This is a genomic window from Serratia rubidaea (genome assembly GCF_016026735.1).
GTDB classification, from domain to species: Bacteria; Pseudomonadota; Gammaproteobacteria; order Enterobacterales; family Enterobacteriaceae; genus Serratia_B; species Serratia_B rubidaea.
Genome location: NZ_CP065640.1, coordinates 3,011,225 through 3,024,575, shown reverse-complemented (window position 1 = coordinate 3,024,575; position 13,351 = coordinate 3,011,225). Strand labels below are relative to the sequence as shown.

General features: G+C 60.3%; 10 protein-coding genes. 1 reads left to right on the top strand and 9 read right to left on the bottom strand.

The window, feature by feature from the left end:
- Positions 1-115: 115 nt before the first annotated feature.
- Both betB and betI read right to left on the bottom strand, forming a co-directional pair.
- Positions 116-1,588, bottom strand: coding sequence for a betaine-aldehyde dehydrogenase (betB, locus tag I6G83_RS14215; protein ID WP_015671587.1), 1,473 nt, complete (start codon positions 1,586-1,588; stop codon positions 116-118).
- Positions 1,589-1,611: 23 nt separating this feature from the next.
- Entirely contained in the window at positions 1,612-2,208 is a 597-nt protein-coding gene (betI, locus tag I6G83_RS14210) for a transcriptional regulator BetI (protein ID WP_054304921.1), read from the bottom strand.
- A gap of 402 nt (positions 2,209-2,610) precedes the next feature.
- Here betI and I6G83_RS14205 point away from each other — a divergent pair, with 402 nt between their 5' ends.
- Positions 2,611-4,650, top strand: a complete 2,040-nt coding sequence (locus I6G83_RS14205; RefSeq protein ID WP_054304922.1) for a choline transporter — start codon at positions 2,611-2,613, stop codon at positions 4,648-4,650.
- A 46-nt stretch (positions 4,651-4,696) separates the two neighbouring features.
- Here I6G83_RS14205 and I6G83_RS14200 read toward each other — a convergent pair whose 3' ends face one another.
- From I6G83_RS14200 to I6G83_RS14170, 7 genes are all read right to left on the bottom strand, one after another.
- Entirely contained in the window at positions 4,697-5,428 is a 732-nt protein-coding gene (locus I6G83_RS14200) for a fimbrial biogenesis chaperone (RefSeq protein WP_054304923.1), read from the bottom strand.
- On the bottom strand, positions 5,428-6,783 hold the full coding sequence (locus tag I6G83_RS14195) for a fimbrial protein (protein WP_225365466.1): 1,356 nt from the start codon (positions 6,781-6,783) through the stop codon (positions 5,428-5,430). Before I6G83_RS14195 ends, I6G83_RS14200 begins: the two co-directional genes overlap by 1 nt.
- A gap of 10 nt (positions 6,784-6,793) precedes the next feature.
- A complete protein-coding gene (locus I6G83_RS14190) occupies positions 6,794-9,391 on the bottom strand; it encodes a fimbria/pilus outer membrane usher protein (protein ID WP_054304924.1) in 2,598 nt (865 codons plus the stop codon).
- 38 nt (positions 9,392-9,429) lie between these two features.
- Positions 9,430-10,164, bottom strand: coding sequence for a fimbrial biogenesis chaperone (locus I6G83_RS14185; RefSeq protein ID WP_054304925.1), 735 nt, complete (start codon positions 10,162-10,164; stop codon positions 9,430-9,432).
- Positions 10,165-10,215: 51 nt separating this feature from the next.
- The gene (locus I6G83_RS14180) at positions 10,216-10,746 is read right to left on the bottom strand and encodes a fimbrial protein (protein ID WP_054304989.1); all 531 of its coding nucleotides are present in this window, start codon (positions 10,744-10,746) and stop codon (positions 10,216-10,218) included.
- Positions 10,747-11,369: 623 nt separating this feature from the next.
- Positions 11,370-12,014, bottom strand: coding sequence for a response regulator transcription factor (locus tag I6G83_RS14175; protein WP_054304926.1), 645 nt, complete (start codon positions 12,012-12,014; stop codon positions 11,370-11,372).
- 199 nt (positions 12,015-12,213) lie between these two features.
- Complete coding sequence (locus I6G83_RS14170; RefSeq protein WP_054304927.1) at positions 12,214-12,984, bottom strand: winged helix-turn-helix domain-containing protein; 771 nt, start codon at positions 12,982-12,984, stop codon at positions 12,214-12,216.
- Positions 12,985-13,351 lie beyond the last annotated feature (367 nt).

Genomic DNA, 13,351 nt, shown 5'->3' with positions numbered 1-13,351 from the left:
GCAAACGGCCTGCCGGCCCGCATACTGTGCGGTCAAAATGGTGTTGCTTGACGTAAAAAGACGGGCATAGCCCGGGCATTCAGGCCGCAGCGCAGCCTGAATGCGACGGTGGGGATCAGAACACGGAACCGAAATCGCCCAGTTCAACCTGTACCGATTTGATTTGCGTGTAGTGTTCCAGCGTGGTCAGGCCGTTTTCACGACCGACGCCGGAGTGCTTGTAGCCGCCGACCGGCATTTCGGCCGGCGATTCGCCCCAGGTGTTAATCCAGCAGATGCCGGCTTCCAGCTGGTGGATCACCCGGTGGGCGCGCGCCAGATCGCGGGTCACCAGACCGGCCGCCAGGCCGTAGGTGGTGTCGTTGGCGCGCTTGATCACTTCCTCTTCGCTGTCGTAGCTGAGGATGCTCATCACCGGCCCGAAGATCTCTTCGCGCACGATTTCCATCTCGTCGCTGCAGTCGGTAAATACCGTCGGCGCCACGTAGGCGCCCTTGGCGAACTCGCCGTCGGTAACGCGTTCGCCGCCGCACAGCAGGCGCGCGCCGCTGTTTTTGCCGCTTTCAATAAAGCGCAGCACGGATTCCATATGCGGGAAGCTGACCAGCGGGCCGAAGTTGGTGTCCGGGTTGGTCGGGTCGCCCAGGCGGATGCGCTGCACGCGCTCGAGGATTTTGCTTTCAAACTGCGCCTTCAGCGCCGCCGGCACGAATACGCGCGTGCCGTTGGTGCACACCTGGCCGGAGCTGTAGAAGTTGGCCATCATGGCGATGTCCGCCGCGCGGTCCAGATCGGCATCGTCAAACACGATCAGCGGCGACTTGCCGCCCAGCTCCATGGTGACCTCTTTCAGCGTCGAGCTGGAAGCGTTGGCCATCACCTTTTTGCCGGTTTTCACCCCGCCGGTGAAGGAGACTTTGGCGATGCCCGGATGGTCGGTCAGGTACTGGCCCACTTCCGCGCCGCTGCCGGTCACCACGTTGAACACGCCGTCCGGCAGGCCGGCTTCGGTGTAGATTTCCGCCAGCTTCAGCGCCGTCAGCGAGGTGACTTCGCTCGGTTTGAAGATCATCGCGTTACCGGCGGCCAGCGCCGGCGCCGATTTCCACAGGGCGATCTGAATCGGATAGTTCCAGGCGCCGATGCCGGCCACCACGCCCAGCGGTTCGCGGCGGGTGTAAACAAATGAGGAATCGCGCAGCGGGATCTGCTGGCCTTCGATCGCCGGGATCAGGCCGGCGTAGTACTCCAGCACGTCGGCGCCGGTGACGATATCCACCGCGGTGGTTTCCGACAGCGCCTTCCCGGTATCGAGGGTTTCCAGCGCCGCCAGTTCATCGTTGCGCTCGCGCAGGATATCCACCGCGCGGCGCAGGATGCGCGAACGCTCCATCGCCGTCATCGCCGCCCAAACCTGCTGTCCGCTGGCTGCGCTCGCCACCGCACGGTTGACGTCTTCAGCGCTGGCGGCCTGCACTTCGGCAATCACTTCGCCGTTGGCCGGGTTCACTGCGTTGAAAGTTTTACCCTCGGTACTGTCTACATAGGCGCCATGGATATAGAGCTTCTGTAAGCCAAAACGGGACATAGGTTCTCCTTTTATTGCTGTCCTCAGGGCGGCGTATGCCCCCGGAGCTGAAACATAATGTATTCGTTGGTCAGCGCGATGGCCTTGGCCTGATTAAACTCGCTGCCGCGCAGCGCGCTGCGCAGCCACAGGCCGTCAATCAGGGCCGCCAGCCCTTTCGCCGCCAACCGCGCCTGCGCTTTAGGCAGTGCGCGCTGAAACTCGGCGCTCAGGTTGGAATACAGCCGGCGTCCGTTAACCTGCTGTAACCGGTTGAGCTGCGGCTGATGCAGGCTGCTGGCCCAAAAAGCCAGCCAGGTTTTCATCGCCGCGCTGTTGATCTGGCTGTCGTCAAAGTTGCCGGCGACAATCGCCTGCAGACGCGCAGCCGGACTCTGGTCGGTCTGTGCCTGTAACCGCCGCCGGACCGCTTCGCCCAGGTGGCTGATCAGATAGCGCATCGTCGCTTCCAGCAGGCCGTTCTTATCCTTGAAGTAATGACTGATGATGCCGTTCGACACGCCGGCCCGGCGCGCAATCTGCGCGATGGTGGCGTCGTGCATTCCGACATCGTTTACTGCGGCCAACGTGGCATCAATCAACTGCTGCCTTCTTATTGGCTGCATTCCTACTTTTGGCATGGCTCCGACTCTCAAAACAGGTCTTCTGTAAGGCGACGTTTCCTGAGCCAGTATGGCAGTTTTTAGCAAAAATTCAGAAACGCCGCAGGTCTATTAAACTTTTTTTTGATTGAACGTTCAATAAAAATTGCATATATTTTATTACCGCTTGGTTACTAAAATGTACTTTTCGGTTGTGGAACTGGCTGATTTTTGTGAGGTATTTAACAAACCTGACCAAAATCAGTGGCTGTAAGCGGTTCCCGCCGCGCAGTGTTTTTTGCTGCGCTAATAGTTGCGGCGGTAATTTTAAGAAAGCAAAGGTAATGATTGCCGTCGGGCTGTCTGCCGTATTTCGCCGGAGGTGAACGCCGCCGGCGGAAGGCTCGATTCTACTCAGTTGTTAAACACCAGAGGAAGACGATGACAACACACGACACCTCCTCAAAACCACAGCAGGACCGACTCAACCCTGTGGTTTTCTTCATCTCCGCGGGGCTGATCCTGGCCTTCTCGCTGATGACGATTTTCTTCACCGATCTATCCGGAACCTGGCTTACCCGCACCCTGAACTGGGTGTCCAAAACCTTTGGCTGGTACTACCTGCTGGCCGCCACCCTGTATATCGTCTTTGTGGTCTGTATCGCCGCCTCGCGTTTTGGCTCGATCAAACTCGGGCCGGAACAGTCCAAACCGGAATTCAGCCTGATGAGCTGGGCGGCGATGCTGTTTGCCGCCGGCATCGGTATCGACCTGATGTTCTTCTCGGTCGCCGAACCGGTGACGCAATATATGATGCCGCCGGAAGGCCAGGGCCAGACGCTGGAAGCCGCGCGCCAGGCGATGGTCTGGACGCTATTCCACTACGGCCTGACCGGCTGGGCGATGTACGCCCTGATGGGGATAGCGCTCGGCTACTTCAGCTACCGCTATAACCTGCCGCTGACCATCCGCTCGGCGCTGTACCCGATCTTCGGCAAGCGCATCAACGGCCCGATCGGCCACAGCGTGGATATCGCCGCGGTGGTCGGTACCATCTTCGGCATCGCCACCACCCTCGGCATCGGCGTGGTGCAGCTGAACTACGGGCTGAAGGTGCTGTTCGACCTGCCGGAAAACCTGACGGTGCAGGGCGCGCTGATCCTGCTGTCGGTGGTGATGGCTACCATCTCGGTCACCTCCGGGGTAAATAAAGGCATCCGCATTCTGTCGGAGCTGAACGTCTGGCTGGCGGTCGGCCTGATGGCGTTCGTCTTGTTCTTCGGCGACACCGAGTTCCTGCTCAACGCGCTAGTGCTCAACGTCGGCGATTACATCAACCGCTTTATGGGCATGACGCTCAACAGCTTCGCCTTTGACCGTCCGGTGGAGTGGATGAACAACTGGACGCTGTTCTTCTGGGCTTGGTGGGTCGCCTGGTCGCCGTTTGTCGGCCTGTTCCTGGCGCGTATCTCCCGCGGCCGCACCATCCGCCAGTTTGTGTTCGGTACGCTGATTATCCCGTTCGTGTTTACCCTGCTGTGGCTGTCAATCTTCGGCAACAGCGCGCTGTACCAGATTATCCACGGCAACACCGCGTTCGCTCAGGAAGTGATGCAGTATCCGGCGCACGGCTTCTACAGCCTGCTGGCGGAGTACCCGGCCTTCACCTTCAGCGCCTCGGTCGCCACCATCACCGGCCTGCTGTTTTACGTCACCTCGGCGGACTCCGGCTCGCTGGTGCTCGGCAACTTCACCTCGCGCCTGAGCGATATCAATAACGATGCGCCGAACTGGCTGCGTATTTTCTGGTCGATCACCATCGGCCTGCTGACCATCGGCATGCTGATGACCAACGGCGTCTCCGCACTGCAAAACGCCACGGTGATTATGGGGCTGCCGTTCAGCTTTGTGATCTTCTTCGTGATGGCCGGGCTGTATAAATCGCTGAAGGTCGAGGATTACCGCAAGGCCGGCGCGCTGAGCACCTCGGCGCCGACGCCGGCCTCCAGCAATGAAGTGCTGAACTGGAAGCAGCGCCTGTCGCGCGTGATGAACTACCCGGGCACCAAGTACACGCAGAAAATGCTGGACCGCGTCTGCCGCCCGGCAATGCAGGAAGTGGCGCGCGAGCTGGAGCTGCGCGGCGCGAAAGTGGAGTTCAGCGAAGTGCCGCCGGCGGAAGAGGAGCGCCTGCCGCACCTGGAGCTGCTGGTGCATCTGGGGGAAGAGCAGAACTTTATCTACCAGATCTGGCCGCGGCGCTATTCGGTGCCGGGCTTTACCTACCGCGCCCGCTCCGGTAAATCGCACTACTACCGGCTGGAAACCTTCCTGATGGAAGGCACCCGAGGCAACGACCTGATGGACTACAGCAAAGAGCAGGTGATTGGCGATATTCTCGACCAGTACGAAAAACACCTGAACTTCCTGCATATTCACCGCGAAGCGCCGGGTAATACCCTGACCTTCCCGGATATGTAACGCCGCCGCAGCGGCAACGATCCAAAGGCGCCGCAAGGCGCCTTTTTTATGGCTTCAGCACCGCGCTGCCGGTAACGCCCTGGCCATCGTCGTCGATCAACATATAGCTGACGCTCTCCGGCCGGCCGATGCTGCGCTCATCCACATCCAGCGTTTTGCTGGCGAACGGCGCCAGCATGCCGATCGCCAGCGCCGTCTGCCGGCAGCCGCCGTTCAGCTGCGCCTGGCCGTAGGTGGCGTACAGCGGCGTCGGGTTGCTTACCGTCAGCATCAGCCTGCCCGGCTGCCGCGCCAGGCTGAAACGCTGGTTGGCCGCCAGCCGCGCCGCCTTTTTCTGCAGCCCGTCCGGCCGGTAGAACAACTTCAGCTGCAACCGCACCGCCACCTTGAGCGCCGATACGGACGGCGGCAGACGCGCATCGGTCGGCGGGATCTCATACACGTTCAGCCAGTACAGCGATTCGCGATCCGCCGGCTGCGCCGCCTGCGTCGCCAGCAGGCGCAGGTTTTTCTTCTCGCCCGGCTCCAGCCGGAAAATACCCGGCAGCGGCATCACCGGCACCTCGCCCGCCGTTTCCGGCGTGCCGTCCGGCGCGCCGTCATCCACCCAGGTCTGCACCACCACCGGATAGTCATTGCCGTTGACCAGCAGCAGCGCACGCTCGCGGTCGCCGCCGGCAAACACCACCCGCGACGACTCGACAATCACCCCGGCACAGGCATCACCGGCCAGGCCGAGCAGCGCGCAAAGACAGAACGTCAGAGATTTCATCATCATTATTGCACCTGAATGATCACCTGCGCGCTGGCGCTGACGCTGCCGGCGGTGACCGTTTTCCCCGGCAGCGCCCGCAGCGTGGCGGTTAAGGTTTTACTGTAACTGGTCACCCCGTTGGTGACCGCGCCGGCGCTGGCGTCATCCAACACCGGATACCAGCCGGCGCGGTTGCCGGCGGCCACCGCGCCGCTCAGGGTGCTCAACAGGTTTAGCGTGGCGCCGCCGGGGCGGGAAATCTGAATGCCGACGCCGGTGGCGACGTTCCGATCGACGCCGTAGCCGTCCGACAGCAGATAGCTGACGCCGGAGCCGGCGGTGCCGACGCCTTCCGCCACCGCCGCGGCGGCGTTCGCCGGATTGACCAGAATCCCCATCGCCGTCTGGTTGGCGGCGATGCCGCTGGCAAACGCGCCGACGCCGGTGGTCGCCGGCGTGCCGGTCTGGCAATCGAACTGGATGGTGATCGGCATCTGGCGGGTTTCACCGGCGCGCAGCTGGGTGGCGGTAATCGGCGTAAAGCGCACCAGCGGCGTCACGTTGGTTACCGAGCAGGTGGCGGAGCGGCGAATATACAGCCGGTTATACAGGTTCACCGCACCGGGCCAGGCGGCGTACCAGCCGCTATAGTTAGAGAGTGAATCCGCGCCGACGCTCAGGGACGGCGACAGACCGCCGCCCTGAAAGGCGATATAGGTCGCCGGCTGCGACTGCGGATAAACGCCGGTGGCGGTCATCGGCCCGGTCGAGTTGCTCAGGCGAAACAGCTCCACCTTGGTGTCGCTGAAGTCCCTGGCCTTCACCAGGATCCAGCCCTGCGAGTCCGTCTCCAGATTGGTTAACGGCCGCGCCTTCCAGTAGCGGGAGTAATATTCGCCGGTCGCCAGATTGGTGGCCCGCAGCGCCATGCCGTTGGCGTAGGTGCGGTAGGTTTCCGGCAGGCCGGCCGCCGCCCCGACCTCCACCTTGCCGGCCCACTCCGAGTCGCCGTTGGTGGCATAGTATTCATACAGTTTGCCGGCCTCATCGGCGGTGCAGCGGAACAGGATCTGATCGGCGCTGTAGCTGCCGGAGCCGGCCTCCAGCGCGCTGACGGTGCCGCTGGCGATCAGCGTGCCGTCCGGCTGGAACAGGCTGTTATTGATATTCACCGTCGTCGGCAGCGTGCCGATCGAGCCGGAGGTGTCGGTCGAACCGCTCCAGGCGGCGCCGATGCCCTTGCTCGGATCGGTGTAATAGTTCGAACTGGCATTGGTGTTGGTGGCGGTGATCCGGTAGCAGGTCGCCTGCGCCTGACCGAGCCACAGGCTGCCGGCCAGCGTCAGCAGCACGGCGCGCGAGAGTATGTTCATCATCATTCTCCGTTCTTCACTGGCTCACGCAGGGCAGCGCCAGACGATAAAGCGACTGTTTCACAGCCTGACCGCGTAAATCGTACCGCAACGTGCACTGCGCGCCGGCCGACTCACCCCATTTCACCCGCAGCACGCCGCGTTGCTTCAGCGCCCGGGCATAGATCTGATTCCCCTGGCCGACCAGGCCGACCACCGCGTTACCCTCATCGTAAACGTTGGCGCCGAGCGGCAGCGCGCCGCCGGACGGGCTGAGTTTGATCAGCAGCGGGTAGCCTTCCAGCGTTTTGAAGCGCACTTTCACCGCCGCCCCGGCGTACGGCGCGATGCGCTGCTGATTCTCCGTCAGCTCGGCATTGACGTTCTCCGCCCCTTTGGCGTCCAGCGTGACGTCGTTATAACGGTAAGGCACCAGCGACGGCACAATGGCATAGCCGAACCGGTCGATCTTCGCCCCCATGCCGTTCATCACCTCCGCGCCGCTGACGCCTTCCGCCTCCACCAGCGCAAAGGTATCGCTCAGGTACGGCCCGAGGGTCACGCCGCCGGCATGCGCCACCAGCGCGCCGCGCGCGCTCAGGCCGCCCTGGGTGTAATGTTTGCCGTGGGACAGATTGGCCCCCAGCGTGGCGACCGCGGTCTGCTTGGTCAGATTGGCGCCGAAGCTGCTGCCGGCGCCGCCCGTGTCATAAGCGCCGTTCAGCGCGTAGCTCAGGCTCTGGTCATCACCCAGCGTGCCGGACAACGCCGACTGATAATGGCTATAGCCGCGATCGCCGCTCTGATGGCTGACGCCGGCCGACAGGATCGGCGGACGCGAGCCGCCGCCCAGCGGCAGCGACACCGACAGCATCACCACGTTCTGCGTCGTGCCGCCCGCCACGTAGCTCGCATCCTGCAGGCCATAGCGGGTGCTGCCGGTCTGCTGACGGCTGAGCGACAGGTTATAGCTCAGGCTGCGGTAGCTGTGCGAGTATGCCAGCTGGTATTGCGTGTCGCGCCCGCGGCCGCCGCGGTAGCTGCTGGTCGAGCCGGAAAAATAGAGCTGGCCGTACGCCCCCAGCCCCTGGCTGACGGTGGCGACAAACTGCTCGCTCTGCTGGTAGGTGCTGGAGCTCCAGACCGCATCGCGGTCACGCGCATTGCGCAGCCCCAGCACGTCGCCCAAATCGCGGTAGCCTTCGGTGGAATAGCGGTAGCCCGCCAGCGCCAGCGTGGTGTTGGTCGGGGTAAAGGTGCGGCTGTAGGTGGCGCCGACGCGCCAGCCGTCCAGCGTATCGCCCCACATATCGGCGCGCGAATACACCGCGTTGACGCCCAGCGCGCCGAAGCGGCTGGCGAGCACCGCGCCGCCGAGCAGCGCCTGATAGCCGTCGGCGATGCGCACGCCGCTGTTGGCGGTCAGCGCGTTGCTCAACCCGCTCTGGTAGCTGAGCTCGGCAAACAGATCGTCATTGTCGCCAAGGTTTCGCACCTGCCCGGCCGACAGATTGAAGCGCGCACGCCCCGGGCGCAGCGAATCCGGCACCGCCGAAAACGGTACGGTAAATGACGATACCCGGCCGTCGGCCTCCTGAATCTCCACCACCAGATCGCCCTGGTAACTGGTGGGATAGAGGTCATCAATCACAAAGGCGCCCGGCGCCACCGTGGTCTGATAAATCTGCGTGCCGGCCTGCGTAACGCTCACTTTGGCGGTGGTGGCGGCCACTCCGCGGATGGTCGGCGCATAGCCGCGCTGCGACTCCGGCAGCATGCGGTCGTCGGTTTCCAGCCGGACGCCGCGAAAGCCGAGGCTGCTGAACAGGCTGCCGGAGGTAAAGCTGTCCCCCAGCGTCAGCTGACTGTTGATCGCGGGCAGCGGCCGCTGCAGGTAGGTGCGCACCGATTTCCAGCTGCTGAGCGCGGCGCTGTGATCGCTGGTATAGCGGGTATAGCTCGACTGCTGACGCAGCTGCCACAGCCCCAGATTAAAGCCGCTGTTCAGCCCGAGATAGGTCGAGTCGCTGGTCGTGCCGCTGTTCTTGCTGCGGTAATAGTTGCTGTCGTAGTTGACGAACCCCAGCGTTTCGCCGGCGGACAGCTCGGCAAGCGGCACCGAGCCGCGCGCCGCACGCTTCATCAGCGCCTGCGGCACGGACACATCCAGCCGCAGACGGGCAAAATCAAAGCGGCTGCCGGCGCCAGCGACCTGCTGCTCCAGAGGCAGACAGGCATTGGCGGCCGTCGGGGCGGCGCGGCTTTTGATGCTGTCCGGTAAAATGCCGGCGGCGATCAGCGCGTCGCGGCTGAAACAGGGAACCACCGCATCCTGACCGGGCAACGCGGCAAACCTCAACGTCTGGCGGGAAAGAAAAGCGCCGTTGATAAAAATATCGACCTGATAGTCGCCCGGCGCCACCGTATGCGCGCGGTTAAAGCGGGCCAGGCTCTGCTGCCCGGCGCTGCCCACCAGCATACTGTCGTCAAATTCATACTGGCTGGCGGCGGCGGCCAGCGGCGTCAGCAGCCCGAGCGCCAACGCCAGCGGTTTCAGGCGCGCGCCGCAGCCGGGCATCACGCCTGGCGACGCACTCTCCCGTGCGCTGCCGGAATATGTGATTGTTGTTTGCATCCCTTCAGTCCCTTACGTGCAACACCGCAGCGCGCGTTTTACTGACTCAGGCGCGCTTCCGCCTTGATATGACCACCGTAGTCATTGACCAGGGTAAACGTGACTTTCTGCGCACCGGCCGGCGACAGCGTACGCTGCAACAGCGGCCAGCTGGCCTGCGACCTGGGGGCGATCATATCCGTCTTGAACGGCACGGACTGGTTGCCGACCTGCACCGCTGCGCCGATCACCGAGGCGTAATAGCTGGAATCGTTATAGGCGTTAAGCCGCCACTGCCCGCCCTGCTGACGCAGGGAAAAACGCAGCTGTCCGCCGACGCCGTCGGCGCTGCCCGGCAGGTTCTTCGGCCGATAGAAAATTTTCACCCGGTTGCGCAGCACCACCAGCATCTGGTTCTCCGCGCCGCTGACGGCGTTTTTCGGCGGGATCTGCGCCGAGTTCAGATAGAACACCGACTCGCGATCCTGCGGCAGATCCTTACCGGTAAACACCAGCCGGACCGACTGGCCGCTCTTCGGCTCGACGCGAAACAGCGCCGGCACCGTGACAAACGGCCCGTCGGCATTTTCCGGCGTCGACGACGGGTTATTCACGTCGGTCCACATCTGCATGACATAGGGGATATCCCCCTGATTGGTGAACTGCACGGTCTGCGACTGGGCGTCCGCCGGATAAATCACCCGGGTGTTCAGCATAACCACGCTGGCCATGGCCGATCCGGCCAGCAGCGCGCCGGTGAGACACAGCGACAAACAAAATCCCTTGATCGTCATATAAACTGCCTCGCAAAACCCCCTTCCGCACCGGCGGAAGGGGAAACACCATTACTGATACGATACGGCGTACTGCACGCTGCCCAGAACCGAACCGGCGGTCGCACCGCCTTCAGAGTAGTAACGCACGGCATAGTCGTAGGAGGCAGAGGTGGCGCCGGCCGCCAGGTTCAGCCCCGGCGCCCCCGCCTGGCCGCTCAGATCCAGCGGCGTAGCAGGGGTCGCCGGGTCAATCAGCTCCAGCGAAACGTTGGTCGCGCTGCCGGTATTGCCCATCCGGCCGTCGCTGGTCAGGTTGTTGGCCACGAATACCGTTTTAACGGCGGTGGCGTTTGCCGCATCGGCGGTACAGCCGGTCAGGCCAATGGTAAACGGCGTCTGGCCCGCGGTGGCGCCGGCGGTCGCCAGGTCAGCCTTGGATACCGTCGGCAGCAGCACCACCGGGGTGGAGGCATTGCCGTTAATGCTTACGGTACAGGTTTGGTCTGAGACTTCGCCCTGAAACTGAATGGTATTATTGGCTGCGGCGACGCCGGACAGGGTCATGGCGGCAACGGCGAGAGCGATTTTGGTGATAGTCATAGAATATAATTTCCCTTCAAGTTGAATATAAGGCGGGTCGTTGAACAATGTTCCCTTCCGCCGGTTCCTGGGGTCGTGCACTTTCCTTTGGCGACAGGCGGTTTATCCCCGCAACAGCACGCTGTACAGCGGGAAAAAACTGACTACATCGCGGCCGGCCAATCCTTGAAAATGCGTCAGGCGCCTTCGGTTGATTGGCCCGACTTGACGAGAAAAATCTTATATCGGAATCAGCCAAATAGATTCATTAACTATTAAATGGCAAATATTTAGTTTTAAACTCTAACATTAATGAAATTAACCCATTAATTAATAAATAAATGCTACCAATCGCATTTTCACCGTAGATTAATCTTCTGCTGTTTAGGTTTAATTAGCCGGTATATTGACCGTTTATCCGCCGCCTGCGGGCAGAGCCGCCCCCCGTGAATAACGCGCCTAAAATTCGGAGAACACTGGCATCATGACCAGATAACACTGGGCTACGACCGGTGTCAGAATGGTGATGTGGCGATACGGGATACGGGATACGGGATACGGGATACGGGATACGCAGAGGAAATTGCAGACGGCGGGGGAAACAAGATTAAACGGGGCTGCCAGCCCCGCACATTACCGGCCGCTCAGCACGGCCAGCGGGTACGCAGCGAGAGCAGCAGGTGGAGAAAGCCGCTTTGATTAAGGCCAAGCTTATGCATGATGTTCAGTTTATGCGTGCTCACCGTTTTATAGGAGCGGTAGGTGGCGGTCGCAATGCTTTTGGCGGAGAAGCCCGCCGCCATCAACGCCAGGATGCGCCATTCACAGCCGGACAAATGCCTGAACGCCCCGCTCCCCTGTTGGCCGGCAATACCGCGCCGGATGGTCGGGCTGAGATAGTGCATGGCATGGTGCGCCGCAGAGATACCGTCGAGGATCGCATCCAAACCGTCACGTTTGGACACCAGCACGCTATCCGCTATCGACGACAGCAGACGTAATACGCTGTAATTCTCAATATCCGTCAGTACTACCCAGGGCGTGTTCGGCCAAAAGGCTTTCTCGTGCAGGATAAAATAGAGGCCGTCATAGAGGCACTCCTGCGCGCCATACAGCTCCATAATCACCGTTTTCCTGGGTTGCTGCGACAGCGCCGCCTTCAGCTCGCTGAGGCTGGCAACCGGCTGCGTCGCCGCGCTCAACGGACGTAAAAATGCCTCCAGTCCCATGCCGACCCACGGCATCGCATCATATAAAATAAAATGATGGCCACATTCTTTATTTTTCATTTTTCCCTCGCGCGATAAAATTTATCGACTATGCTGCGGCGTCCTATTTTCACATAATAAATAAAGCATCTAAGAACAAATAACATATACCTGCAAAATTATTTGCCGTTTACGGCAGCCGCAATGTTAATTAATCGTTATGGTGTAATAATGAAAGAACGGCCGGTATGCTATTGCACCGCACAGGCTAAAACAGCAGCTACTCTTTTTGACTGTGGCAAATCTCAACGCGGTATTCACGTGCCACCCGGCATTTCAAAATAAACAGCCGGGAAACGCCTTTAATGTAGGTGCCCACCCGACTACTGCTGAGCAGCAGTAAATACTCGTCATTGCGGCACTGCTGCGGATGGGCGTTAATATACGCCAGCATATCGTTAACCTGCTCCGCATTGCCATTCATCGCGACGCGCGGCGCCGATAAAAACACCTTGCAGTTATTCACCTCGCCAATTAAACGTTCCTGTCTGACCGCACTGTTGCGATAGATCAGCCAGGTGCCGATGCAGATAACCAGCAACAGCAGCGCACCCAGCGCCACGCCGGGATGCCAACGCCGTCCGGCGGCCCACCGGAACAAGGCGCGCCCCCCATCCCGTTCCCCGGCTACGCTCTGGGGCGGCGTGATGGCCGCCTCTTCCTTCTCCAGCGTGATATTATGCGCCAGCATAAAGCCGACTTTGGGGACGGTAATAATGACCTCGTCATCAATACCCAACGTTTTTAACACCCGCCGTAATTTGCTCACGCACTGGTTGAGGTTATTATTGCTGGACACCATGCCATAATCATCCCACACCTTGCGGAATATCAGTTCCCGACTGACCTGCTCGCCGTGGTGGGCAATAAGTAAAAGCAATAGCCGCTTTGACGGGTTTGAAATAGCCAGGGATTCTTCCGGAAAATCCTCTAATCCCAGGCTGCCGCTGTCCGTATCGAAAAGAATCTGTCCATTAATTCTGTATTTCATATTGCCTACTATATTCAAGCATTCGCCGTTAGCAAAGAATGCTATACGGATGTTAACCAGAAACCACGTTAAATGCGTAACCTGCAGCGTTGATTATAAAATAAAAGGTTGCGTTCAAAATGAATAAAAGCGTGAATCCAATACCTTTTCTCGCCGTCGGTAACAATAGGAATTTTCTTGTCATTTTCGGTTAGAGTATACAAAGGCTGTCAGAATGGATATATTCAAAAGCCAATATCGGTAAAGTTAGTTTTTTATAGGGTATTTAATAAAATTTAAGCTAAAAAGTAAGGCAAACACCCGATTAACCATAAAGTTTAATGTAAATATCACGCACGACTTCACCAATTCAGCCCCGTACACAGCA

Excerpts from the sequence above, each read along its gene's own strand:
- I6G83_RS14200 (WP_054304923.1), bottom strand. The coding sequence starts at position 5,428 with ATGATGATGAAATCTCTGACGTTCTGTCTTTGCGCGCTGCTCGGCCTG.
- I6G83_RS14190 (WP_054304924.1), bottom strand. The coding sequence starts at position 9,391 with ATGCAAACAACAATCACATATTCCGGCAGCGCACGGGAGAGTGCGTCG.
- I6G83_RS14175 (WP_054304926.1), bottom strand. The coding sequence starts at position 12,014 with ATGAAAAATAAAGAATGTGGCCATCATTTTATTTTATATGATGCGATG.
- I6G83_RS14180 (WP_054304989.1), bottom strand. The coding sequence starts at position 10,746 with ATGACTATCACCAAAATCGCTCTCGCCGTTGCCGCCATGACCCTGTCC.
- I6G83_RS14185 (WP_054304925.1), bottom strand. The coding sequence starts at position 10,164 with ATGACGATCAAGGGATTTTGTTTGTCGCTGTGTCTCACCGGCGCGCTG.
- I6G83_RS14170 (WP_054304927.1), bottom strand. The coding sequence starts at position 12,984 with ATGAAATACAGAATTAATGGACAGATTCTTTTCGATACGGACAGCGGC.
- betB (WP_015671587.1), bottom strand. The coding sequence starts at position 1,588 with ATGTCCCGTTTTGGCTTACAGAAGCTCTATATCCATGGCGCCTATGTA.
- I6G83_RS14195 (WP_225365466.1), bottom strand. The coding sequence starts at position 6,783 with ATGATGATGAACATACTCTCGCGCGCCGTGCTGCTGACGCTGGCCGGC.
- I6G83_RS14205 (WP_054304922.1), top strand. The coding sequence starts at position 2,611 with ATGACAACACACGACACCTCCTCAAAACCACAGCAGGACCGACTCAAC.
- betI (WP_054304921.1), bottom strand. The coding sequence starts at position 2,208 with ATGCCAAAAGTAGGAATGCAGCCAATAAGAAGGCAGCAGTTGATTGAT.